At 60.9% G+C, this 24,829-nt stretch carries 21 protein-coding genes; 12 read left to right on the top strand and 9 right to left on the bottom strand.

Annotated elements, in window-relative coordinates:
* Positions 1-17 precede the first annotated feature (17 nt).
* The 3 genes from C1X29_RS13400 to C1X29_RS13390 all read right to left on the bottom strand — a co-directional run bounded on the left by C1X29_RS13400 (position 18) and on the right by C1X29_RS13390 (position 3,270).
* Positions 18-764: a 2OG-Fe dioxygenase family protein gene (locus tag C1X29_RS13400; protein ID WP_102687849.1), complete on the bottom strand. Its 747-nt coding sequence runs from the start codon at positions 762-764 to the stop codon at positions 18-20.
* A 233-nt stretch (positions 765-997) separates the two neighbouring features.
* Positions 998-2,302, bottom strand: a complete 1,305-nt coding sequence (locus C1X29_RS13395) for an OprD family porin (protein ID WP_085746362.1) — start codon at positions 2,300-2,302, stop codon at positions 998-1,000.
* Positions 2,303-2,601: 299 nt separating this feature from the next.
* Complete coding sequence (locus C1X29_RS13390) at positions 2,602-3,270, bottom strand: DsbA family protein (protein WP_085746361.1); 669 nt, start codon at positions 3,268-3,270, stop codon at positions 2,602-2,604.
* Positions 3,271-3,525: 255 nt separating this feature from the next.
* Between C1X29_RS13390 and C1X29_RS13385 the strand changes: the two genes are divergently transcribed.
* Positions 3,526-5,616 (top strand): TonB-dependent siderophore receptor, encoded by a 2,091-nt coding sequence (locus C1X29_RS13385; RefSeq protein ID WP_102717642.1) that lies wholly within the window; start codon positions 3,526-3,528, stop codon positions 5,614-5,616.
* A gap of 64 nt (positions 5,617-5,680) precedes the next feature.
* On the opposite strand, the gene C1X29_RS13380 is transcribed toward C1X29_RS13385, so the two are convergent.
* The 3 genes from C1X29_RS13380 to C1X29_RS13370 all read right to left on the bottom strand — a co-directional run bounded on the left by C1X29_RS13380 (position 5,681) and on the right by C1X29_RS13370 (position 10,337).
* Positions 5,681-5,893, bottom strand: coding sequence for a hypothetical protein (locus tag C1X29_RS13380; RefSeq protein ID WP_102687846.1), 213 nt, complete (start codon positions 5,891-5,893; stop codon positions 5,681-5,683).
* Between the two features lie 245 nt (positions 5,894-6,138).
* Complete coding sequence (gene aguA, locus C1X29_RS13375) at positions 6,139-7,245, bottom strand: agmatine deiminase (RefSeq protein ID WP_007952634.1); 1,107 nt, start codon at positions 7,243-7,245, stop codon at positions 6,139-6,141.
* Between the two features lie 179 nt (positions 7,246-7,424).
* Positions 7,425-10,337 carry an aminotransferase gene (locus C1X29_RS13370; protein ID WP_102717641.1) on the bottom strand — a complete coding sequence of 971 codons (2,913 nt, stop codon included), beginning with the start codon at positions 10,335-10,337 and terminating at the stop codon, positions 7,425-7,427.
* Between the two features lie 271 nt (positions 10,338-10,608).
* Here C1X29_RS13370 and rfbB point away from each other — a divergent pair, with 271 nt between their 5' ends.
* Genes rfbB through C1X29_RS13335 form a run of 7 tightly spaced genes read left to right on the top strand, consistent with a single transcriptional unit; the run spans position 10,609 to position 17,700 of the window.
* Positions 10,609-11,694: a dTDP-glucose 4,6-dehydratase gene (rfbB, locus tag C1X29_RS13365; protein WP_102717640.1), complete on the top strand. Its 1,086-nt coding sequence runs from the start codon at positions 10,609-10,611 to the stop codon at positions 11,692-11,694.
* On the top strand, positions 11,691-12,566 hold the full coding sequence (gene rfbA / locus C1X29_RS13360) for a glucose-1-phosphate thymidylyltransferase RfbA (RefSeq protein ID WP_102717639.1): 876 nt from the start codon (positions 11,691-11,693) through the stop codon (positions 12,564-12,566). Before rfbB ends, rfbA begins: the two co-directional genes overlap by 4 nt.
* Entirely contained in the window at positions 12,563-13,108 is a 546-nt protein-coding gene (gene rfbC / locus C1X29_RS13355) for a dTDP-4-dehydrorhamnose 3,5-epimerase (RefSeq protein ID WP_102717638.1), read from the top strand. Before rfbA ends, rfbC begins: the two co-directional genes overlap by 4 nt.
* The gene (rfbD, locus tag C1X29_RS13350; RefSeq protein WP_085746354.1) at positions 13,105-13,974 is read left to right on the top strand and encodes a dTDP-4-dehydrorhamnose reductase; all 870 of its coding nucleotides are present in this window, start codon (positions 13,105-13,107) and stop codon (positions 13,972-13,974) included. Before rfbC ends, rfbD begins: the two co-directional genes overlap by 4 nt.
* Before the next feature lie 36 nt (positions 13,975-14,010).
* Positions 14,011-15,819 (top strand): ATP-binding protein, encoded by a 1,809-nt coding sequence (locus C1X29_RS13345; RefSeq protein WP_102717671.1) that lies wholly within the window; start codon positions 14,011-14,013, stop codon positions 15,817-15,819.
* Entirely contained in the window at positions 15,816-17,204 is a 1,389-nt protein-coding gene (locus tag C1X29_RS13340) for a sigma-54 dependent transcriptional regulator (RefSeq protein ID WP_102687840.1), read from the top strand. Before C1X29_RS13345 ends, C1X29_RS13340 begins: the two co-directional genes overlap by 4 nt.
* A 40-nt stretch (positions 17,205-17,244) precedes the next feature.
* The gene (locus C1X29_RS13335) at positions 17,245-17,700 is read left to right on the top strand and encodes a YiiD C-terminal domain-containing protein (RefSeq protein ID WP_102717637.1); all 456 of its coding nucleotides are present in this window, start codon (positions 17,245-17,247) and stop codon (positions 17,698-17,700) included.
* A gap of 13 nt (positions 17,701-17,713) precedes the next feature.
* Here the strand turns inward: C1X29_RS13335 and cysQ are convergent, their stop codons facing one another.
* Both cysQ and nudE read right to left on the bottom strand, forming a co-directional pair.
* Positions 17,714-18,547, bottom strand: a complete 834-nt coding sequence (gene cysQ, locus C1X29_RS13330; RefSeq protein WP_102717636.1) for a 3'(2'),5'-bisphosphate nucleotidase CysQ — start codon at positions 18,545-18,547, stop codon at positions 17,714-17,716.
* Positions 18,548-18,552: 5 nt separating this feature from the next.
* A complete protein-coding gene (gene nudE, locus C1X29_RS13325) occupies positions 18,553-19,119 on the bottom strand; it encodes an ADP compounds hydrolase NudE (RefSeq protein WP_102717635.1) in 567 nt (188 codons plus the stop codon).
* Between the two features lie 88 nt (positions 19,120-19,207).
* On the opposite strand from nudE, the gene yrfG reads away from it, so the two are divergent.
* The gene (gene yrfG / locus C1X29_RS13320; protein WP_007952643.1) at positions 19,208-19,870 is read left to right on the top strand and encodes a GMP/IMP nucleotidase; all 663 of its coding nucleotides are present in this window, start codon (positions 19,208-19,210) and stop codon (positions 19,868-19,870) included.
* Positions 19,871-19,963: 93 nt separating this feature from the next.
* On the opposite strand, the gene lysM is transcribed toward yrfG, so the two are convergent.
* A complete protein-coding gene (gene lysM, locus C1X29_RS13315) occupies positions 19,964-20,404 on the bottom strand; it encodes a peptidoglycan-binding protein LysM (protein WP_039764611.1) in 441 nt (146 codons plus the stop codon).
* A 137-nt stretch (positions 20,405-20,541) separates the two neighbouring features.
* Here lysM and C1X29_RS13310 point away from each other — a divergent pair, with 137 nt between their 5' ends.
* From C1X29_RS13310 to C1X29_RS13300, 3 genes are all read left to right on the top strand, one after another.
* A complete protein-coding gene (locus C1X29_RS13310) occupies positions 20,542-21,429 on the top strand; it encodes a LysR family transcriptional regulator (RefSeq protein WP_085746350.1) in 888 nt (295 codons plus the stop codon).
* Between the two features lie 92 nt (positions 21,430-21,521).
* Entirely contained in the window at positions 21,522-22,361 is an 840-nt protein-coding gene (gene fdhD / locus C1X29_RS13305) for a formate dehydrogenase accessory sulfurtransferase FdhD (protein ID WP_011331980.1), read from the top strand.
* A complete protein-coding gene (locus C1X29_RS13300; protein WP_102687836.1) occupies positions 22,358-24,706 on the top strand; it encodes an FdhF/YdeP family oxidoreductase in 2,349 nt (782 codons plus the stop codon). Before fdhD ends, C1X29_RS13300 begins: the two co-directional genes overlap by 4 nt.
* Positions 24,707-24,829: the final 123 nt, after the last annotated feature.

The following is a 24,829-nucleotide window of genomic DNA, read 5'->3' as shown; positions in this document are numbered from 1 at the left end:
CTATTTGGGTGATCTGATTAGCGAACAATGTCGAAAGCGGTCCCGGGCCGCGAGAAAGAAATTGCCAGGATCTGCCGGTACGCCATGGCATGGGTATGGGTGTTGCGCGCCGGGGTCACGTAGTGGCGCATGTCGCGGTCGAGGAAGTAAGTTGTGTCGAGGATTTCCTGGTAGGTGGTCGACGCCAGTTGCTGCTCGTGGATGTCGTACAGACGACTCTCCGCACCCTCGACATTGTTGCGGCCCCAGAAGTGCACGCCGCTGAACGGATAACCGTCGCAGTGAATCCCTTCCGGGGTGATTTCCAGTTGTTTGCCGGGTTTGATCTCGATGCGGATCTGATGGATCTGGCATTGCCAGATTTCATCGTGCAGCTCTTCCGGCAACACGCTTTTGTACACTTCAAAATCGGTGTCGATCAGGCTGCGCATTACCGGCGAGCTGATGACTTCGTCCGAGAAGTCCTGGAAGTGCCGCACCACGCCGCCCACATAGCTGTTGTTGGCCTTGGACTGCACGTACGCGCGATGTTCCAGCTGCTTCAGTTCGCGAGTCTTGGGGTTGTACTCAAAGTCGCTGTAACGACGGTAACGCATGCCGGCTTCGGCCTGACCGTAGTAACTGTCAGGCTCCATGTTTTCCCAACTTTTGGTCAGTCTGACGAAGTCGGCGAAATGACCGTAGAGATTGAAGTCAGCACCCTGCACATTGGCGTACTTGTCGCGCCGTAGCGATTCGCCCACTTCTCTGGTTAAAACGATCATTACCAAATTCTCCGCTGCATTGAGCGGCCTAATCTATTAGGTGGAGAATTTGCGTCCATGAGAAAGAATTTCAGGCATTTAAAGCCCTGTTTGAAGCGCGATTTGAAACGGCTTGAAAGTGCATTTCAAATGACAAAAACACGGGTTTTTATACTGTTTTTTCAAAAAGCGTCAAAAAAAAACCCCGAACAAGTCGGGGTTTTTCTGTCACGTTTCGCGGGTTCAACCGATCATCAGAAGATGTTAATCGGGTAATCCACGAACACACGCAGTTCGTTGCCGCTGACGTTGTATTCGCTGGATTTCTGCGAAACACGCAGGATCGAGCTGCGCAGCTTGATGCTCAGGTCTTTGGCCGGGCCACTTTGCACGACGTACTTGAACTGGTTGAAGATCTCGCGCTCGGTGCCGCCTTCGCTGGTGGACGTGGTGATGTTGTCGCCACGCACGTACGCGAAGTTGTAGCTCAGACCCGGTACGCCGAATGCGCTGAAGTCCAGGCCGTAGCCCAACTGCCAGCTGCGCTCGTCTTCAGCGTTGAAGTCGGACCAGTAGGAGTTGGCCAGGTAGATGGTGTTGCCACCGTCCCCGACACGATGTTGATCTTTCTGGTAGCCGCCGTAGGCGTAGCCCAGGTTACTGTCGCCGGTGGAACGCTGGTGCGCCACGGTGAACGAGTGCGGACCAGTGGCGAAGGTTGCTGCCAGGCTCCAGATTTTGTTGTCGTCACCAGTGACGATACTTTTACCCGGTACAGTGTTCTCGCGGATGTAGGAGTCTTCCAGCTTGGTGCGGTAGCCGTTGAAGTCCAGGGTCAGGGACTGATCCTTGTTGAACGGCAACACGTAGTTGGCGTTCACGTATTGCTTCTTCAGCACGTCTTCGACGTCGGAAGCGTACAGCGCGCCCTTGAAGTTTTCGGTGAACTGGTAGCTACCGCCCAACACGTTGATCGACTTCAGACCACCGCTGTCACGGCCTTCATCGCTCTTGCGCGATTCCGCGGTGAAACGGCCAGCATCCAGCTGCAGACCTTTGATCTCTTTGGAAGTGATCAAGGTACCGGTGTAGCTCTCTGGGAGCAGACGGGAGTTGTCGTAGTTCAGCACCGGCAGGGCCGGCATCTGGTCACCGTAGGTCAGCACGGTGTTGGAGAAACGGAATTTGACTGCCGCGCCGCCCTTGGCCAGATCGTCAGCCGGGTTGCCGTTGTTGTCTTGCTTGAAAAAGTCGATACCGCCGGCGCCGCTGCGGCCCTTGCCGCCGTCCAGACGCAGCGCGTACAGACCGAACGCGTCCACACCCACACCGACGGTGCCCTGGGTGAAACCGGACGAGAACGTACCGATGGCCGCTTGGCCCCACTCGGCTTTATCGTCGTTACCGTTTTTGTAATCACGATTGATGTAGGCATTGCGCAGCAGCACTTTGAGGCTGCTGTCTTCCACAAAACCCTTGGACTCGGCCTGGTCGTTAGCCATGGCCGAAGTGGCACTCAACATCCCCAGTGCGATCAGACTGATTCGCTTGTTCAACATTTTGTTTTCCTTATTACGGGTTGAAACGCGCTGTGTCGAACGGCTGAAACGGCGCTTATTGCACTCTTTTATTCACCCCGAAACAAAAAGACCCGCTCAAGACAATGTCATGGCGGGCCTGCTCCTAATTTTGAGTCATGGCGGTTAGCCACAGGCGTTGGGCCGAATCGTAGCCGCGCCCTCAACAATGTGTCAATTTCAAGAATCGTCTTTAAATAGGCGAAAAACGTCTAAAAAAAGTAAATTTTGTGATGGCTTCGTGCACGGAATTGCTCGCAGTCAGGGATTTTGATGCGGGATTACGCGCAACCATCTAGGCCACAGACCTGCAAGGTTTCAGTCCCTGGCGCAGGCGTAAACGACTCACTCAACCATTGGGCGAAGGCTTCTGGCTTGCCCAGCCACGGCCCGATATCTACCAGTGTGAACTGACCGTCCTGTTCCAGTGCAAAAGTTGGAAAACCCTGCCCACCCAGTTTTGCCAACAGGGCACGGCTGTTCTTTATATGTTGTTCGGTGTCGACGGACTTCACGGCGTTCAAGAACATATCGGCGTTGTAGCCCTGCTCTACCGCGTATTCCACAAGCACACTTTCGTCGGCAATTCGCCGCCCTTCGACATAGTGCGCAGTCTGCAAACGGCCAAGCAGCTCCAGGCCACGACCGTCGATTTTTTCCGCTGCCATCACAGCGGCAATCGGTGGTGCCGAATCAAACACCGCCGAGTGATCGCGCAACAGGCCTTCGAAATAAGCTTCGCCGAAGGGCTGACCGGTGTATTCGGCAATGCGTCGGTCGTGAGGCATCACGTAATTGCGCAGTTGCGGTGAAACGTTCTGGCGGTTGGCGCCGGTCATCATGCCGCCGGCGTGGGCGATCACGGGCAGCACTTGCTGGGCGGCCTGCACCAGTGGTTTGGCGCCATAGCACCAGCCGCACAGCGGGTCGTAGATGTAATGAAGAGTCATCGGAAAGCTCCGCTCAGAAGGTGGGAAAAACGATGTCGGCACATTAGTCCCTCGGTCGTTGCGGAAAAACGCCGGAATGGCTTTCAGTCTGTTTCGGCAATCGGTCAAATGCGCTTGTTGTCCGCTCCGACACAAACATGAAATAAATTGACACAATCAAACCACGGAACCTTTCAGGAATAATTAACGGGAGTAAATGCAAAGCATTACCATTCGCGCGCTCGAATTCTTCCAACCTTTCGGATGCGCTTTTCAATGCCTGCCCCGTTCCGTCTCACGCCCGTCACGCTTGGGCTTTCTGCCTTTTTGTCCTCCGGTTTCGCTTACTCCGCGACCGAGCTTCCCGCCACGTCGATCAGCGCAGAAGCGCAGGTTGATGATCCGCGCGTAAAGGTCAGCAACACCGCGACCCGCACCTCCACCCCGGTGCGTTACGTGCCGCAGGCGATCGATTCGATCAAGACCGCCAATGTCGCGGATTACGGCATCAATGACATCGAAGATGCCCTGAGCGGTATTCCCAACGTCAGCGGCGGCGGCGATACGCGCTTCGACAGTCTGCGCATCCGTGGTTTCGACGCCAGCAACGACTTCTATCTGGACGGCATCCGCGACGACAGCCAGTACAAGCGCGACCTGCACAACATCGAACGCGTCGAAGTGCTCAAGGGTCCGGCCGCCGTGCTGTATGGCCGTGGCAGCCAGGGCGGGATCGTCAACCGCGTCAGCAAGGCACCCGAATTCGGCCGCCGTTCGACCATCGAGGCCCAGGGTGGCAGCGAAGACCTGCGCAGCCTGTACGCCGATCTCAGCACCGACCCGAGCGACAACATCAGCCTGCGCCTGAACATGGGCAACATGGACGAAAACAGCTTCCGCGACGGCGTCAGCGGCAATCGCCAGCTGTTTGCACCGTCGATGAGTTGGCAGCTCACGCCTGACCTGAACTGGCTGGTGCAATACGAATACAGCCGCTACAACCGCACGCCGGATCGCGGCATTCCCGGGGTCGGTGGACGTCCGGCAGATGTCGGTCGGGACACGACCTACGGCAACGATCACGATTTCATCGACGACAAAACGCAATCCCTGCGCTCGAAACTGGCTTATGAAATCAACGACAACTGGCAGCTGCGCCACACGCTCGGTGTGTTCAAGCTCGACAGCGATTTCGACAACACCTACCTCACCGGTTACACCCCGGCGACGCAGAAGGTCACCCGCCAGCACTGGCAGCAGGACCTGACCACCCGTAACGTGTTCAACAACGTTGAGCTGGAAGGCGGATTCGAAACTTTCGACCTCGAGCACCGCCTGCTGACCGGCCTCGAAACCGGCAGCCAGCGCCGCGACCCGACGCTCTACAACGCCGCCACGTCCGGGCGCGGCAGTTCCGCCGTGCCGTCGCTGGATCTGTACAACCCCAACCGCGACCTGCGCCACACCGGGCGCATGCAGGTGTCGAGCAGCAGCCACACCGAAGTCGAAAGCCGCGCGGTCTATGTTCAGGATCAACTGCGCCTGAACGATCAATGGCAATTGCTGGCCGGCCTGCGCTACGACACCTTCGATATCGAGTCGACCAACAAGCTGCGCAACATCTCCGAAGACCGTGACAGCCACAGCACCAGTCCGCGTTTCGGCGTGGTCTGGACGCCGCTGCAGAATCATTCGTTCTACGCCTCGTGGACCAAGACTTTCTCGCCGGTAGGCGGTGGTCTGATCGGTATCACCCCAGGCGCGGCCGGTAACACCAATGACCTGAGCCCGGAGCTGACCAAGCAGAAAGAGATCGGCGTGAAAAGCGACTGGCTCGACAATCGCCTGAGCACCACCCTAGCCGTCTATGAGCTGGAACTCTACAACCGCCGCACCACCGATCCGAACGACCCGACCCTGACCGTGCTCAGCGGTCTGCAACGCTCGCGCGGGATCGAGCTGACCGGTACCGGCAAGATCGTCGGCAACTGGTATGTGCGCGGTGGTGTAGGCGTGCAGGACGCGACCATCGAGAAGGACAACAACGCCCTGGAAGGCAAACGCGTGAACAACGTGGCCAAGCGCAACGGCAGCCTGTTCCTGACCTGGAAACCGGAAATGGGCTGGTACGCCGAAACCGGCCTGACCCTGGTCGGCCAGCGTTATGCCGACAACGCCAACACCACCGTGTTGCCGGGCTACGGCCGTTGGGACGCGCTGGTCGGCTACCGCCACAAGGACTGGGACCTGCGTGGCGCCCTGAACAACATCACCGACCGCGAGTATTACTCGTCGGCCACCAGCGCGTTCCAGATCCAGCCGGGCGCACCGCGCAGCCTGGTAGTCACCGGCACCTACAGCTTCTGATTCGCGCCCATAAAAAAAGCGCTGCCATCCCGGCAGCGCTTTTTACAATCCTTGTTTGTTCTTCTTATCCTTCCATCACATCCCACAGTGCTTCCAGTTCGGCCTCGCTGAACAGGCCAGCGGGGTAACGCTCGATCATCATCCGGCGCGGATCAGGTTCCCTGATCTGACGCGTTCCATTGGACTTCAACCAGTGCGCGACAATCTGGAGCGACTCACTATTTACCGTCATGGGATGCAACGTCCGCTCGCTGATTACGTTCACTTCGGCGTTCATTTCAGCGCTCTCTCCCCGTTCATGAGCGGCTACGTTATCCAAGGTTTATGACAGAACTGTTGAAGTTCTCCCCCCTCCCTAGTGCGTCATGAGCGATACAAGAGCTATGCCAATGTCTGGAAACTGCCGACAGGCGGATATAAAGAAACCCGCAGTCCTGACGGGCTGCGGGTTTCTCTTCAAGCGTGGGCAACGAATGACTGACCGGTCGATTTTTCAATCAACTCAAGCTGTTACATCCGCACTCACTCTTTGTGCGGCGCGGGTTGCTGTTGGGTAAGGCAGTGAATGTTGCCGCCGCCCAGTAACAGTTCGCGGCCCGGCACCATCACCACTTCATGTTGCGGGAACAGGTTCTGCAGGATCTCCCGCGCCGGCGCGTCCATCGGATCGTCGAAGCTCGGCGCGATGATGCCGCCGTTGACGATCAGGAAGTTCACGTAGGAACCGGCCAGGCGTACGCTCGGGTTACGTTCCTGAGTGCCGTCCACCGGATCCACGCCCGCGCATTCTTCTTCGGTGGCAAACAGCGGCCCCGGAATCGGCATCTTGTGCACCGTGAACGGGCGGCCCTTGGCGTCGGTGCTGCTTTCCAGCACTTTCATCGCGGCCTGGCAGCGCGGGTAGTTCGGATCCTGCGGATCGTCGGTCCACGCCAGCAGCACTTCGCCCGGACGCACGTAGCAGCAGAAGTTATCCACATGGCCGTCGGTTTCGTCGTTGAACAGGCCATCCGGCAGCCAGATGATCTTGTCCACCGACAGGTTTTCGCTGAGCACCGCTTCGATCTCTTCGCGACCCAGGTGCGGGTTGCGATTGCGGTTGAGCAGACATTCTTCGGTGGTGATCAGGGTGCCTTCGCCGTCGACGTGAATCGAGCCGCCTTCGAGCACGAAGCCTTCGGTGCGATAACGCGGGCTTCGCTCGATTTCGAGGATCTTGCCGCCGACCTGAGAGTCGCGGTTCCACGGCGAATACAGGCCGCCGTCGAAGCCGCCCCAGGCATTGAAGTCCCAGTTCACACCGCGCACTTCGCCGCTGTTGTTGATCACGAAAGTCGGGCCGCTATCGCGAACCCAGGCGTCATCGCTGGACATCTCGACCACGCGGATATTCGGCACGTCGAGGCGAGCACGAGCGTTTTCGTACTGGCCGGCAGAGACCGCCACGGTGACCGGTTCGAAACGCGCGATGGCTTTGGCCACTGCCGCGTGGGCGGCCTGCGCCGGTTTGCCGCCGAGACGCCAGTTGTCCGGACGCTCGGGCCAGATCATCCAGGTCTGGGTTTGCGGTGCCCATTCGGCCGGCATGTAAAATCCATCGGCGCGTGGTGTGCTTTTCAATGTGGTCATGTCGATCAGACTCCAGGGAACCGTCGAGGGTTTTTCAACACGCCGTACAGGGATGGACGACGGACTATGGCGACTTTATAAACGATAAATATCGACTTTAGAAGCCATAAATAAAAAACAATCTCGTTTTAACCCGGCAAATACCGATACAAATCGGTATTTGCCGGTTCCGGATCGCCTCAGAGCCCTTCTTCCAGCACCTTCGCCAGCATGTCGACAAAGAAATCCACGCTCTGACGCGAGGTGACCATCGGCGGTTTGATCTTCAGGACGTTCAGATAATCGCCGGTTGGCTGCATGAAAATCCCCAGCTCCCGCAGGCGATCACACAACCGCGTGGTTTCCTCGGTCGCCGGTTCCAGGGTTTCCCGATTGCGGATCAGCTCGACCCCCAGATAGAACCCGGAACCGTGCACCGCGCCGACCAACGGATATTGATCGATCAACGCCTCCAGCCGGGCCTTGAAATGAGCGCCGACCACCTGGGCGTTTTCCCAGAGTTTTTCTTCTTCCATGACGTCGAGCACCGCCATGCCGACCTGGCAGCTCACCGGACTGCCGCCAGCGGACGAGAAGAAATAGCCCTCGGCCTCCAGCGCCTCGGCGATTTCCCGGCGGGTGATCACCGCGCCCAGCGGCTGGCCGTTGCCCATGCCTTTGGCCATGGTGATGATGTCCGGCACCACGCCTTGCTCTTCGAAGCCCCAGAAGAAGTGGCCCATGCGCCCGTAACCGACCTGCACCTCATCGGCGATGCACACGCCGCCCCGGGCGCGCACCAGTTCATAGACTTTCTTGAGGTAGCCCGGCGGTAGCGAGATCCCGCCCGCATTGCCGTAGACCGGCTCGCAGATGAACCCGGCGAGTTGGCGTTTCTGCTCGTCGATCTTCGCCAGATGATGTTCGACACTGCGCACATAATCCGGCGCCGAATCCGGGCCGCGAAATTCGCCGCGATAGGTGTTGGGCGCGGTCACCGCATGCACCCAGTCCGGGCGACTGCTCAGGGCCTGCGGGTTATCGGCAATCGAGGTCGACACTGCGTCCGCGCCCACCGTCCAGCCGTGATAGGCCTCCAGCACGCTGATCATGTCGCGCCCACCGCTGGCGGCCCACGCCAGGCGGATCGCCAGATCGTTGGCCTCGCTGCCGCTGTTGACCAGGAACACCCGATCCATGCCCTCCGGCGCGAGTTTCAGCAAACGCTCGGAAAACTCGGCGACCGCCGCATAGTTGAATCGCGAGTTGGTATTGAGCAGCGACCACTGCCGGCTCGCGACCGCCGCCATGCGCGGGTGACCGTGGCCGAGCACAGCGACGTTGTTGAGCATGTCGAGGTAGGAACGGCCCTGCATGTCGATCAGGTGATTGCGCCAGCCGCGCTCGATGCGCGGCGGGTCGACGTAATAGTGCTTTTGGGTGCGGGCAAAACTGGCGTCGCGGCGCGCCAGCAAGGTAGCTGCGTCCAGCTCGGGTTCGGCGTCGCAGGCCAAGCCCAGCAGTGCGGCCGGCGAGGGGGACAACGCCTGCCACGCCAACGCGCGTGATGGTGTACAGAACAGCGGCGCTTCCAGCTGTGCGCCGCGAATCAATTGCACGGTCAACGGACCGTCCACCGAACCCAGTACCTGACCTTTGACCAGCGCTGCGCCACTGTGCAATGAAGGTTTCACGCCCAGCAAGCGCAGGCTCAGTTGCGAACCATCGAGTCGCAGCGCGCCGTCGGCCGACAGGTGAAGTACGCCAGCAAACGGCGCTTCCACCGTCGAACTCTGGGGCACATGCAATTCAACGTGCAGCGGGAATGTCTCTGGCTCATCGGCGCTGTCGGGCCGGGTGCGCGACAACCGGTATTGCCCGTATCGACTGGCCGCCAGACCGTGGATGGCCGCTGCTTCACTCAACAGGCGCTGATCGATGCCAGGCTGCTCCCAATTGCCCGCCTCGAAGTGCGCGCTCAACACACCCAGATCGATCAACGCGAATTCGCGCCCGACGAGACCGGGCAGCAACGGCGCAAAGCCTTCACTGTCGATGGTCGGCAAGGTCTGGCCGACCGCTGTGAGAATCGCCGCCTCCATCAAGGCCAGAGGCACAGAGGTGGCGACCCGGAAGATCTCCCACTCGTGGGTCAGATTATCGCGGCTGTAGGTATTGCCCGGATCGATGCTGACCTGTTGCTCGCCACTGAGCACCAGCACCGCCGCCCGCGCCACGATCAGCGGCCACAGCGCCAGCAGTTCTTCGTGTTGCAGCGGATTGACCGCGTGATAGGCCTGCACGGCCGGCAGGATCACAAACGGATCGCCGGCGGCATGATGCAGCAGCGCGGCGCAGGTGACCGACAGATCGGTGATACGCCAGGTGCGCACCAGATCGCCGAAATCGATGACGCCCTGTAACTGCCAGTGCCGCCGGGCATCACGCTGCCAGACTACGTTGTCGTCGGTGATGTCCATGTGGATCGCCTGCACCGGCAGCTTTTCCAGCAGCGGCTGCAAACGAAGCCTGGCCTGTTCGGCAGCCTCGGCGATCAGCGCGCGTTGGCGTTCGTCTTCGATGACCGGCAGCAGGTGCTCGATCAGTGCGCTGGCATGGCGCGCGTCCCATTGCAACGTGCGCTCGAGTCCCGGATGGTCGAACCCGGCCAGGGCCAGATCCATTTCGCCGCAGAGCCGGCCGAAACCGGCGACGACATCGTGGCCAAGGTGATCGAGAGCTGTCAGCGGCTGGCCCTCGATGTAATCGAGCAGCCGTACATGCACCGATTCTCCACCGACGTCCAGGGTCAGCAGGTCTTGGCCGTCACTGGCCGGGATGACCCGGGGAACGTGGACATCGCAGTGTTCAGCCAGATATTTCAGGCCAGCATGCTGGGCTTGCAACTCGACCAGCGAATAGTCGCCCCGACAGATCTTCAGCACGAATCGCCCACGCTCGCTGTCGACCCGGTAATTGAGGTCCTGCTGGCTGCCCAGCGCCTGCAACTTGCCGCTCAGCCCGTAATGCTGCGTCAGAACCTGCAAGGCCTGCTCTGCAGTGACCTGTGGGCCCGGAAGACTGGCGCGATGAATCAACGTGGCGAACGACATGGAACGACCCCTGAAATTTTATTAGGCGCCTATATCGCCACTGCACCGATGGATAATCAACCCCCCGTAAACCCCGCGCCGATCACTGCCCTGTTTCACTCGGCCGCCGCTGCACCATTGAATGGATTGCACCGGGCGTCCGTACGTCGAATACCCTTCGACAAAGAGCTGCATGGATAAAATCCCTGGGCAACCCTCTTGTGCCGCCCCTCCCCTGCCGACAAGCTATGCTCCACTCGCTTTATAGTCTTACGGAAAAAGGCCAACCTGCATGCGTATTCTCGTCACCGGTGGTGCCGGCTTCATTGGCTCCGCACTGGTTCGCCACCTGATTTGCAACACGGCTCACGAGGTGTTGAACCTCGACAAACTGACTTACGCCGGCAATCTCGAATCGCTTACGAGCATCGCCGACAACAGCCGTTACGAATTTGTGCAAGCCGATATCGTCGATCAGTCCACAGTGAGCACCCTGCTCAAGCGCTTCCAGCCCCATGCGATCATGCATCTGGCTGCCGAATCCCATGTCGACCGATCCATCGATGGGCCGTCGGACTTCATTCAGACCAATATCGTCGGTACTTACAGCCTGCTGGAAGCGGCCCGTGCCTACTGGCAGGGCCTGGCCGAGCCGAAAAAAAGTGCCTTCCGCTTTCACCATATATCGACCGACGAGGTCTACGGCGACCTGCATGGCGTCTACGATCTGTTCACCGAAACAACTCCCTACGCCCCCAGCTCGCCCTATTCCGCAAGCAAGGCGGCGTCCGATCATCTTGTCCGGGCGTGGCACCGCACTTATGGCCTGCCCGTCCTGCTGACCAATTGCTCGAACAATTACGGGCCCTACCACTTTCCGGAAAAGCTGATCCCGCTGGTGATCCTCAACGCACTGGCCGGCAAGCCACTGCCGGTGTATGGCAACGGTCAGCAAGTCCGCGACTGGCTGTTCGTCGACGATCATGCCCGGGCGCTGTTGAAAGTGGTCACCGAAGGCGCGGTGGGTGAAACCTACAATATTGGCGGACACAACGAACAAAAGAACATTGAGGTGGTGCACGCCATCTGCTCATTGCTCGAAGAGTTGGCACCGAACAACAAGCCTCAGGGCTTCGCTCGATTCGCTGACCTGATCACTTTCGTCAAGGACCGTCCCGGTCACGACCTGCGTTACGCCATTGACGCCGGCAAGATCGAACGCGAACTGGGTTGGGTCCCTGAAGAAACGTTCGAGACCGGCCTGCGCAAAACCGTTCAGTGGTATCTGGACAACCGTCAATGGTGCCGACGCGTTCAGGACGGCAGCTATCAGGGCGAACGCCTGGGTTCCACCGACATCAAGGATCTGCTCGCATGATGAAGGGCATAGTTCTCGCCGGAGGCTCCGGCACACGATTGCATCCAATCACGCTCGGCGTATCCAAACAGCTGTTGCCGGTCTACGACAAACCGATGATCTACTACCCGATCTCGGTGCTGATGCTGACCGGGATCAAGGACATCCTGATCATCTCCACCCCGCAGGATCTTCCGCAATACCGCAACCTGCTGGGCGATGGAAGCCAGTTCGGGGTCTCGTTCAGCTATGCCGAGCAGCCATCCCCCGACGGACTGGCCCAGGCCTTTCTGATCGGCGAGCAGTTCATTGGTAATGATCCGGTGTGCCTGATTCTCGGCGACAACATTTTCCACGGCCAATCCTTCAGCGAACAGTTGAAGAAAGCCGCCCGCAAACCTCAAGGCGCAACAGTGTTCGGCTATTGGGTCAAGGATCCAGAGCGCTTCGGCGTGATCGACTTCGACAGCGAAGGGCGCGCCCTGTCCATCGAAGAGAAACCCGCAAAGCCCAAGTCCAGCTACGCGGTGACGGGTCTGTACTTCTACGATAACGACGTGATCAGGATCGCCAAGGCTGTCAAACCATCGCAGCGTGGCGAACTGGAAATCACCGACGTCAACAACGCGTATTTGCAGCGTGGCGATCTGCAGGTCGAGCGTTTCGGACGCGGGTTCGCCTGGCTCGACACCGGTACTCACGACAGCCTGCTTGAAGCCTCCCAGTATGTGCAGACCATCGAACACCGCCAGGGCCTCAAAGTCGCGTGCCTGGAAGAGATTGCCTATCTGAACAGGTGGATCAGCCGCGAACATCTGCTCGAGCGCGCGCAGTACTTCGGCAAGACCGGCTATGGCCAGTACCTGTATTCGATTGCCGGAGAAAACCAATGAACGTGATCGAAACCGATCTGCCCGGCGTCATGGTCATCGAACCCAAAGTGTTTGGTGACGAACGCGGCTTTTTCTACGAGAGCTTCAATGCCAAGGCGTTTGCCGAAGCGACGGGCGTGAATGCGCAGTTCGTACAGGACAACCATTCGCGCTCGCAGAGAGGTGTGTTGCGTGGTCTGCACTATCAGTTGGAAAACACCCAGGGGAAACTGGTGCGAGTGACCGTCGGTGAAGTGCTCGACGTTGTCGTGGATATCCGGCGCAGCTCGCCGCACTTCGGCAAATCGCTCACCCTGCGCCTGTCGGCAGACAATCGTCGCCAACTCTGGATACCCGAAGGCTTCGCCCACGGTTTTGTCGTGCTGAGCGAGGTTGCCGAATTTCTCTACAAGACCACCGACTATTACACGCCGTCTGCCGAGCGATGTATTCGCTGGGACGACCCGACGCTGGACATCGACTGGCAACTCGAATCTGCCCCGCAGCTTTCGGCCAAGGATCAGAACGGTAAAAGCCTGAACGAGGCTGACCTGTTCCCATGAAAATCCTCATCTGTGGACAACAGGGTCAGGTCTCGAAAGAGCTGCAGTTGCGCCTGGCCGATACAGGCGATCTGATCGTGCTCGGGCGTGACCGGCTTGACCTGGCTCAGCCCGCGCAAATCCGCCAGCAGGTCAGACAGATCGCTCCCGATCTGATTATCAACGCTGCGGCCCATACTGCAGTCGACCAGGCAGAAAGCGAGCCCGAGCTGGCTTTCGCCATCAATGCGACAGGGCCCGGTGTCTTGGCCGAGGAAGCAGCACGGCTTGGTGCGCCGCTGATTCATTACTCCACCGATTACGTCTTTGACGGCAGCCAGCCAGAGCCCTACAACGAATCCGATGTACCAGCCCCGCTGAGTGTCTATGGCAAAAGCAAGCTGGCAGGCGAGCAAGCCATCGCCGACGTTCAGGGGCAACACCTGATTCTGCGAACCAGTTGGGTTTACTCCACCCATGGCCGGAACTTCCTGTTGACCATGCAGCGATTGCTCCAGGAAAAACCACAATTGCGGGTCGTCGCCGATCAGGTCGGAGCCCCCACCTGGGCGGGCACCATTGCCCAGAGCACCCTGGCACTTATCGAACGCTGGCAGTCAGGGCAACCCGGGGTCTGGGGCACCTACCACCTGACGGCCGGCGGGCATACCTCGTGGTTCGGTTTCGCCCAGGCTATTGGCGCAGCGCTGCGTGAACAGGGCAAACCGTGCGCAGAACTGATACCGATCCCTTCCAGCGACTATCCGACGCCTGCTGCACGTCCCTTGAATTCGCGTCTGGACTGCAGTCGCCTGCAGCGTGAGTGGGGCGTCAGTCTGCCGGACTGGCAAACCGCGCTGCACGAGTGTCTTGCCGGGCAAGCCTAGGCATAATGCGCCTGTACCCACAGGCGCCCGATGCTCATGACTCCGACTCTTCCCCGTCGCCCCCGCTGGCGCAGCCTCGCCCTGCTGGCCCTGTGTCTGGCTCCGCTGCTGTGGCCGCTGGAGCATCTCGCCGAGCGCTATTACCGCAGCGAACTGGCCGGCCAGAACCGCCAGACCCTCGACCTCTACGTCGCCAACCTGCTGGGCACCCTGCATCGCTATGAAGTACTGCCGCAAATCCTCGGCGACCTGCCGGCCCTGCGCGCGGTGCTCGGGGCGCCGGACGACGGCGTCACCCAGGGCAACGCCAACCGCCTGTTGAAGAACATCGCTGCGCAGACCGGCGCCGAAGTCATGTACCTGATGGACACCAGCGGCCAGACGCTCGCGGCGTCGAACTGGGACAAGCACGACAGTTTCGTCGGGCGCAATTTCTCTTTCCGGCCGTACTTCAGCGAGGCCATGGCCGGCCGCCTCGGGCGCTTCTTCGGGTTGGGCACCACTTCCGCCAAACGCGGCTATTTCTTCGCCGCAGCAGTGCGCAACGGCGAAAAAATCATCGGCGTACTGGTGATCAAGGTTGACCTCGACCACACCGAAAGCCTGTGGGGCAAAACCCCGGAACAACTGCTGGTGACCGACCACAACGGTGTGGTCATCCTCACCTCGCGTCCGGAATGGCGCTTTCGCGCGACCCGCACCCTGAGTGATGCCGAGCGCGCGGCGATCACCGCGATCCAGCCCTACCCGACCCGCGAGCCACGCCCGCTGAACCTGAGCCCGACCGCATGGCTTCCGCAGACCCAGGACATCGCGGAAACCGGCTGGAGCGTCAGCATTCTTGCCCCGCGCACGTTGATCGACCGACCGGTGCGCACGGTGGTGGCGATCGGCGGCGCCACCTTGCTGGTAGTCATGTTGTTGCTGGGCCTGATGATGCAGCGTCGTCGTCATTACCTGGAACGCATCGCTTTCGAAGCCAAGGCCCGGCGAGAGCTCGAGGGCCGGGTTGCCGAGCGCACCAGCGATCTCGAAGGCCTCAACCGCCGACTGAAACAGGAAGTGCTTGAACGCGAACAGGCCCAGCAGGAACTGGTGCGCGCCCAGGACGACCTGGTGCAGGCCGGCAAACTGTCGGCGCTGGGAACGATGTCGGCAAGCATCAGCCACGAACTCAACCAGCCACTGGCAGCGATCCGCAGCTACGCCGAGAACGCCGAAGTGTTGCTCGACCACGAACGCACCGAAGATGCCCGTGGCAACCTCAAGCTGATCAGCGAGCTGACCGGGCGCATGGCCTCGATCATCGCTCACCTGCGCGCCTTCGCTCGTCGCGACCGCCACGCCCCGGAAAGTGTCGCCCTGCAACCGGCGCTGGACGACGCGCTCGCCTTGCTGGCCAAACGGCGCCGCAGCATGGATGTCGAGCTGATCCGTGACCTGCCCGCCGCGACCTTGTGGGTCGAAGCCGGGGAAACCCGACTGCGTCAGGTGCTGGGCAACCTGCTGGCCAACGCTCTCGATGCCCTGACCGAGAAAGGCCCGCCGCGTAAATTGTGGCTGAGTGCCGAATCCACCGATGACGGCGTCAACCTGTACATTCGCGACAATGGCCCGGGTTTCTGCATGGAAGCCCTGGGCCGTGCCAGCGAACCGTTTTACACGACCAAGACCCGCACTCAGGGTCTCGGTCTGGGGTTGGCCATTTGCGAAACCCTGATGCGCGCCTTCGGTGGTGAACTGTCGTTCGCCAACCACAAGCAAGGTGGCGCCCTGATCACCCTGCGGCTGCGCGCCGGCGCGCCCGGGGTCAGCCTGCAACCGTCCGAGGATCGAAGCGCATGACCATCGACAACCGCATTCAGGTGGTGCTGATCGACGACGATCCGCACCTGCGTCAGGCCTTGGGCCAGACTCTGGATCTGGCCGGCCTGAAAATTCTCCCGCTGTCCGAAGCCAAGGGCCTGGCCGCGCAACTGGAGCGCGACTGGCCGGGCGTGGTGGTCAGCGACATTCGTATGCCTGGCATGGATGGTCTTGAGTTGCTCCATGAACTTCACGCTCAGGATCCCGAGCTGCCGGTGCTGCTGATCACCGGCCACGGCGACGTGCCACTGGCCGTGCAGGCCATGCGCGCCGGTGCCTATGATTTTCTGGAAAAACCTTTCGCCAGCGACGCCCTGCTCGACAGCGTGCGCCGCGCCCTGGCCCTGCGGCGTCTGGTGCTGGACAACCGCAGCCTGCGCATGGCCCTGAGTGATCGCAACGAACTGAGCGCGCGGCTGGTCGGCCAGTCCGCGCCGATGTCACGCCTGCGCGAGCAGATCGGCGCGCTGGCGGCGACCAAAGCCGACGTGCTGATCCTCGGCGAAACCGGCGCCGGCAAGGAAGTCGTCGCCCGCGCCCTGCATGATCTGTCGAGTCGGCGTAACGGCCCGTTTGTGGCGATCAACGCCGGGGCGTTGGCCGAGTCGGTGGTCGAAAGCGAATTGTTCGGCCATGAACCCGGCGCCTTCACCGGTGCGCAAAAGCGCCGGATCGGCAAGTTCGAATTCGCCAATGGCGGCACGCTGTTCCTCGACGAAATCGAGAGCATGAGCATGGATGTGCAGGTCAAACTGCTGCGCATGCTGCAGGAGCGCGTGGTCGAGCGTCTGGGCGGCAATCAGTTGATCCCGCTGGACATCCGCGTCATCGCCGCCACCAAGGAAGACCTGCGCCAGGCCGCGGATCAGGGGCGATTCCGGGCGGACTTGTATTACCGCCTCAATGTGGCGCCGCTGCGCATTCCACCACTGCGTGAACGGGGCGAAGACGCGTTGATGCTGTTCCAGCATTACGCCGACGAAGCCAGCGCCCGCCATGGTCTGCCACCGCATGAACTGCAACCGGCGCAACGGGCGTTGCTGCTGCGGCACTCATGGCCGGGCAACGTGCGGGAATTGCAGAACGCGGCGGAGCGTTTTGCCCTCGGCCTGGAACTGGCACTGGACAACACGCAGCCCGATGGCAGCCCCGGCACCACCGTCGAAATCACGGCGGGCGGGCTCAGCGAGCAAGTGGAAAACTTCGAGAAATCCCTGATCGCCGCCGAACTGGCCCGCTCTCACAGTTCCGTGCGCAGTCTCGCCGAAGCCCTGGGCATTCCGCGCAAGACCCTGCACGACAAACTGCGCAAGCACGGTCTGAATTTCGCTGGCAGCGGCGGCCATTCCGACGAATCCGAATGAAGCACGCTCAATTCACTTTTCTGCCGCAAGAGGTCCGGGCATGAAGCACGACAGTCGTTATCTGGAATCGGTCCTTCACCACGATATCCCGCTGACCCGGGACATGGGCCTCAAGGTGCTCGACTGGCAGGAACAGCAACTGCGCCTGCATCTGCCGCTGGACGCCAACGTCAATCACAAGAGCACCATGTTCGGTGGCAGCCTGTATTGCGGCGCGGTGCTGGCCGGCTGGGGCTGGCTGCACTTGCGTTTGAAAGAAGAAGGCATCGAAGACGGGCACATCGTGATTCAGGAAGGGCAGATCAGTTATCCACTGCCTGTGACCGGCGATGCCATTGCGATCTGCCCGTCACCGAGTGCAACGCAGTGGGAGAAATTTCTGGCGATGTATCAGCGTTACGGACGGGCGCGATTGACTCTGCATACGCGGGTCATCAATGCCGGTAGCGATGAGGATGCAGTGACCTTCAGCGGGCAGTACGTCCTGCACCGCTGAAGACTGAGCGCGCTTACGAGCGGGCGAGTTCGAGCAGCTTCGCCCGCCATGCTGCTTTCGCCGGCAACGCCAGGAAGAAACTGTTCAACAAAGACTCCCGAGCTGGATAACAGAACGCTGCGCCACTCAGATCGAGCACTTCACCGCCCGCCCCTTCCAGAACGCCCTGCGCGGCTGCCGTGTCCCACTGCGAAGTCGGCGCCAGACGCGGGTAGCAATCGGCAGCACCTTCGGCCAGCAGACAAAACTTCAGCGAACTGCCGATGTTGGCCAGTTGCAACTCTCCAAGGCTGGCACTCAATCCGGCGAGCAAGCGTTCCTGCTCCGGGCTCGAATGACGGCGGCTGGCAACCACGGTAAACGCTTCGCCAGGTCCCGGCACGTCACGAACCTGAATTGCCACCGGCGTGCCGCCCGTGTCGCCGCGCCAGGCACCAAGCCCGGCTCCGCCGACGTAGAAGCGACCGTTGGTCGGCATCGTCACCACACCGAACACCACCCGGCCGTTCTCGATCAGCGCGATGTTGACGGTGAACTCTTCGCTGCCGCTGATGAACTCCTTGGTGCCATCCAGCGGGTCCACCAGCCACCAGCGCTGCCAGCCGGCGCGCACGCTTTGCGGGATGTTGGCGTCCTCTTCGGACAGCACCGGAATGCTCGGATCCAGCGCTGTCAGACCGGCCACGATCACGTGATGCGCGGCCATGTCCGCCGCCGTCACCGGCGAATCATCGGACTTGGCGGTGACGGCCACACCGGCACGCCAGAACGGCAGGATCGCCTCGCCGGCCCGCAGTGCCAGCTCGACCACCGGCGCCATCAACGGATGGGGAAAACTCATCGGCATCTCACTCATGACTGGAAATATCCGCGCTGGGTCAGCAGATCGCGGGTCAGGTACAACGCCGCCAGGGCGCGCCCCTCACTGAAATTCGGATTCTGCGCCAGCGTCGACAGTTCCCGCAGGTTGACCTTGTCCACACGCATCGGCTCGGGCTCATCGCCTTCGAGGCGCTCTTCGTACAAATCGGTGGCCAGCACCACCTGAATTTTCTGGCTCATGTAACCGGGGGACAACGACAGCTCGGTCAGATGCTCCAGTTGTCGCGCGCCATAACCGGCTTCTTCCTTGAGTTCGCGTTCGGCGGCAGCCAGCACGTCTTCGCCGGGTTCGATCAGGCCTTTGGGCAGCGACAGTTCATATTCGTCGGTGCCGCCGCAGTATTCCTCGACCAGCACGGCGTGCTCGGTATCGAGCATCGCCACGATCATGACCGCGCCATAGCCGGCGCCCTTGCCGACCAGCCGCTCGTAGGTGCGTTCCACGCCGTTGGAGAAACGCAGCTTCAGCTCTTCGACGCAGAACAGCCGGCTGGTGGCGACGATCTCGCGGGCGAGTACGGTGGGTTTCTGGCGCATGCAAAGCTCCTTGGCGTGAACGCGCTACTATAACGCGGCTTTTCCGATTGTTTGCGTCGGATATCTTTCTACCGTTCGAGACGTTGCCATGCCTTCATTACCGTGGTCCGACATCGATACCGTTCTGCTCGACATGGACGGCACATTGCTGGACCTGCACTTCGACAACCACTTCTGGCTGGAACACCTGCCGCAGCGCTACGCCGAACTGCACGGCGTGAGCCGGGCCATGGCGGAAATGGAATTGCAGCCGCTGTTCGAGCGCCATGCCGGTCAGTTGCAGTGGTACTGCCTGGACTTCTGGAGCGCGGAGCTGAAGCTGTCGGTGCGTGAACTGAAACTGGAAACCGCCCACCTGATCGCCCTGCGTCCGGACGCCGACACCTTTCTGGAAGCGATCAAACGAGCCGGCAAACGCGTGGTGATGATCACCAACGCGCACCGCGATTCACTGTCGCTGAAACTGGAGCGAATCGAACTGGCGCCGTACTTTGAACGGCTGATCAGCTCCCACGATTACGGGTTCCCCAAGGAAAACCCGCAATTCTGGGACGCCTTGCAGGCCGACATCGGTTTTGACCCGGCACGCAGCCTGTTCATCGACGACACCTTGCCGATCCTGCGCAGTGCGCGGAATTTCGGCGTGGCGCATTTGTTGGCCGTGAAGGAGCCGGACAGCCGCAAAGGGCCGAAGGACACCGGGGAATTTGCGGCGGTCGAGGATTATCGGGATTTGATTGCGGGCCTGTAGACCGCATCGTCCCCATCGCGAGCAGGCTCGCTCCCACAATAGAAATGCATTCCAATGTGGGAGCGAGCCTGCTCGCGATTGCGGTATCTGCGGTTATTCAGGAATACGCAGCGTCTGCCCCGGATAAATCTTGTCCGGATGTGACAGCAGCGGCTTGTTGGCCTCGAAGATTTTGTTGTACTGGTTGGCGTTGCCATACACCGCCAGGGAAATCGCGCTGAGGGTGTCGCCCTTCTTCACGACCACAAAACGCGCCGCCGCCACAACCGGCCCGGTCACGGTGATCTGGTCATCGACGCTGCCGACACCGGCAATGTTGCCCACTGCCAGAAGAATCTTCTCTTTCTCTTCCTGGCTCGCCACTTCACCGGTGACCGTCACCTTGTCACCGTCCACGGTCGCCTGAACATTCGGGTTACCCAACCCGACCTTGCTGATGTGCTCCTTCAATTGCTCGCTGGCATTGGCGTTGCCAGGGGTCAACAGGTCTAGCAACTTCTCACCGGCCTCTTTCACAAAGCTCAAAAGACTCATAGCGCACACTCCTTGATTTAAGTTCCAGACGCCCAAGCCTAGACCACCCCGGACAAACCCGGTTGCGGGCCGACCAATGACCCTGCCCCCGCGCAAGCGGTAGAATCGCCCACCCTTGCCAGCGCCCCGGAGCGAAGATGGACATCAAGCAGCTGAAATTCCTCATCGCCCTCGACGAAACCCGCCATTTCGGCCAGGCCGCCGCCCGCTGCCACATCACCCAGCCAACCTTGTCGATGCGTCTGCGCAGCCTCGAAGAAGAACTCGATCTGCCACTGGTCAACCGTGGCCAGCGCTTCGAAGGCTTTACCGCGCCGGGCGAACGGGTGCTGGCCTGGGCACGCACGGTGCTGGCGGCTTATGACGGCTTGCAGGCGGAAGCGGCGGCGTGTCGCGGCAATCTGATCGGCACCCTGCGGCTGGGCGTGGTGCCGCTGTCGAGTTTCGATGCGCTGCCGTTGATGCAACGCCTGCACGCGCAACACCCGAACCTGCGCTTCGAGCTGTCCTCGCTGAGCTCGGAACAGGTTCTGGAGCAACTGGCAAACAATCGCATCGACATTGGCGTGTCCTACCTGGACCGCCTCGACGGCGAGCGTTTTGAATCCCTGGCGTTCAGTGAAACGCAGATGGGCCTGCTCTACGACCAGCGGTTCTTCAGCTTTGGCGAAGCGCCGCTGAGTTGGGAATCACTGATCGAACTGCCCCTGGGCATGCTCACCAGCGGCATGCACTTTCGCCAGTCCATCGACCATAACTTCCACAGTCGCGGCCTGACCCCACAGCCATTGCTGCAAACCGACGCCGTTCACCAATTGTTGCAAGCGGTGCACGGCGGCCTGTGCTGCGCGGTGATGCCACTCGATGGCGGCCTGGAAAACCTCACGGATAACCTGCGCCTGCAACCCATCGAAAATGCCCAGACCCTTGCCCGACTAGGGCTGATCATGCGTCGCGGCGCCCCACGATCGGCGCTGGCAGAGGCGTGTTTCGCGCTTTATCAGAAATCACCAGCGGAGGCTTGATCGACGGCATCTATCGAAGGATCGACACTAGCGATTAGACGCGACAACTTGCCGCGCCTAGTCTTAACGTTGATCAATCCGTCGGTGATGCCATGAACGCCAAGCGCCCGGCCTGCGCGGCGCCTGCTCTCGAAACGCCCGCGCCTGCCGCCAGTCAGACCTACAGCTACAGCGATCTCCCCCTCGCGGAATCGGCCAGCACCGCGCTGGCCGAAGAAGTCGCGTTGGCGATTGCCTACAACGGCATCAGTCAGGCCGTGATGCTGGTGACGCCGACCGACCTTGAAGACTTCATCGTCGGCTTCAGCCTCGGCAGCGGCATCATCGAAGACGCCTCGGACATCTACGACCTGCAATTGAGCGGTTCGGGCTCGGCGCAATACGCGCAAGTGACCATCGCCAACCGCGCTTTCTGGAACCTCAAACAGCAGCGTCGGCAACTGGCCGGCACCAGCGGTTGCGGGTTGTGCGGCGTGGAAGCGGTAGAGCAGGCGCTGCCTGACCTCAAGGTTTTGCCCGGCGCTCCCTTGCCGCCCATCGAATGGCTCGACGGTCTGCGCCAGCGCATCGGCGCGTTTCAGCCGCTCGGCCAGCATTGCGGTGCGGTGCACGCGGCGGTGTTCATGAACGCCAGCGGTGAATTGCTGCTGGGCCGCGAAGACATCGGCCGGCACAACGCCCTCGACAAGCTGATCGGCGGCCTGATCCGGCAAAAGATATCCACAGCCGGCGGCCTGGCGATTGTCACCAGCCGTTGCAGCCTCGAATTGATCCAGAAAGTTTTGCGGGCCGGGATTCAGACCCTGGTCAGCCTGTCCGCGCCCACCGGCCTCGCCGTGCAATGGGCCCGACGCCACAACCTCAATCTCATCCACCTGCCGCAAAAGAACGCGCCGCGGGTGTATAGCCCAGAAATGGAGAAACACCCGTGAGCCAACACCATCAAGCCGACCAGAAACCCGTCCCACGCTACAAGCCTTACAAGGGCGCAGCCGGCGGCTGGGGCGCACTGATCAGCGTGGCCCAGGCCTGGCTGACCAGCGACAACGCCCTGAAAAACCTGCGCATGATGCTCAAGACCAACCAGAACGGCGGCTTCGACTGCCCGGGCTGCGCCTGGGGCGATTCGCCGGAAAGCGGCATGGTCAAGTTCTGCGAGAACGGCGCCAAGGCGGTGAACTGGGAAGCGACCAAGCGCCGGGTGGACGGCAAATTCTTCGCCAAGCACAGCGTCACCGCGTTGCTCGAACAGAGCGACTACTGGCTCGAATATCAGGGTCGCCTGACCGAGCCAGTGGTGTATGACGCCGAAACCGATCGCTACAAGCCGATCGGCTGGGACGATGCCTACGCGCTGATCGGCAAACACCTGCGAGCGCTGTCGAGTCCGGATCAGGCCGAGTTCTACACCTCCGGCCGCGCCAGCAATGAAGCGGCGTACCTGTATCAACTGTTCGTGCGCGCCTTCGGCACCAACAACTTCCCCGACTGCTCGAACATGTGCCACGAGGCCAGCGGCGTGGCGCTGGCGCAAAGCGTCGGTGTCGGCAAAGGCACCGTGACCTTCGACGACTTCGAACACGCCGATGCGATTTTCGTCTGGGGCCAGAACCCGGGCACCAACCACCCGCGCATGCTCGAACCGCTGCGCGAAGCAGTCAAACGCGGCGCCCAGGTAGTGTGCGTCAACCCGCTGAAAGAGCGGGGTCTGGAACGTTTCCAGCATCCACAGCATCCGATCGAAATGCTCACCAACGGCGACAAGCCGACCAACACCGCGTATTTCCGCCCGGCGCTGGGCGGCGACATGGCGGTGCTGCGCGGCATGGCCAAGTTCCTGCTGCAATGGGAACGCGAGGCGCAGAAGGCCGGCGCACCGGCGGTGTTCGATCACGACTTCCTCAATGAACACAGCGTCAATGTGCTGGAATACCTCGGCGTCGTCGATGACACACCGTGGGAGCAGATCGTCACCCAGTCCGGCCTGACCCTGGTGGAAATCGAGCAAGCGGCGCGCATGTACGCCAAAGGCAAGAACGTGATCATGTGCTGGGCGATGGGCATCACCCAGCATCGCCACTCGGTGCCGACCATCCAGGAGATCGCCAACCTGATGCTGCTGCGCGGCAACATTGGCAAACCCGGCGCCGGTCTGTGCCCGGTACGCGGCCACAGTAACGTGCAGGGCGACCGCACCATGGGCATCAACGAACGTCCGCCGGTGGCGTTCCTTGATTCCCTCGAGCGCCGCTTCCAGTTCAAGGTGCCACGTCACAACGGGCACAACGTGGTCGAAGCGATTCACGCGATGGCCGAAGGTCGCGCCAAGGTGTTTATCGGTCTGGGCGGCAACTTCGCCCAGGCCACGCCGGACAGCCCGCGCACCTTCCAGGCCCTGAGCAACTGTGACCTGACGGTGCAGATCAGCACCAAGCTTAATCGCAGCCACCTGGCCCACGGCAAGGACGCGCTGATTCTGCCGTGCCTGGGTCGTACCGACATCGATATCCAGACCGAAGGCCCGCAAGCCGTCACCGTGGAAGACTCGTTCAGCATGGTGCACGCCTCCAACGGCCAGTTGCAGCCGCTGTCGAACCAGATGCGCTCGGAGCCGTCGATCATCGCCGGCATTGCCGCCGCCACCCTGGGCAGCAAACCGGTGGACTGGAACTGGCTGGTGGCCGACTACCGGCGCATCCGCGAACTGATCGCCGACACCATTCCGGGCTTCAAGGACTTCAACGAGAAGGTCAAGAACCCGGGCGGCTTCTACCTCGGCAACAGCGCCGGCGCGCGCAAGTGGAACACCACGTCGGGCCGGGCCAACTTCAAGCCGAACATGCTGCCCAAGGACCTGATCCACGAGCGCACTCGCGCTACCGGCAAACTGCCGGATCTGATCCTGCAATCGATGCGTTCCCACGATCAGTACAACACCACGATCTACGGTCTCGACGACCGTTATCGCGGGGTGAAGGGACAGCGTGACGTGCTGTTCGCCAACGAGGCGGACATCATTCGCCTGGGCTTCAAACCGGGGCAGAAGGCTGACATCGTGTCGCTGTGGGACGATGGTCGCGAGCGTCGGGTGAAGGGCTTCACGCTGCTGGCGTTCGATATCCCGGCGGGGCAGGCGGCGGCTTATTACCCTGAAGTGAACCCGTTGGTGCCGCTGGAGAGTACCGGCGATGGCAGCCATACGCCGACGTCGAAATTCATCGCTATCCGGTTGGAAGCGGCGAGTGAGACGGGGCTGATCATGGCCAAGTCGGCCTGATTCTGATCGCTCCCACGCTCTGCGTGGGAGCGAAGCCGTGGACGCTCCGCGTCCGAAAGTCAGACTCGATAGATCTCGCAGACACTTTTCAAACGCCCACAAAAAAGGCCGCTTTGTGATCAA

The organism is Pseudomonas sp. GW456-12-10-14-LB2 (genome assembly GCF_002884345.1).
GTDB lineage: Bacteria > Pseudomonadota > Gammaproteobacteria > Pseudomonadales > Pseudomonadaceae > Aquipseudomonas > Aquipseudomonas paraglycinae.
Note: the sequence above shows the minus strand (reverse complement) of the source record. Positions and strands in the feature narration are given on the sequence as shown.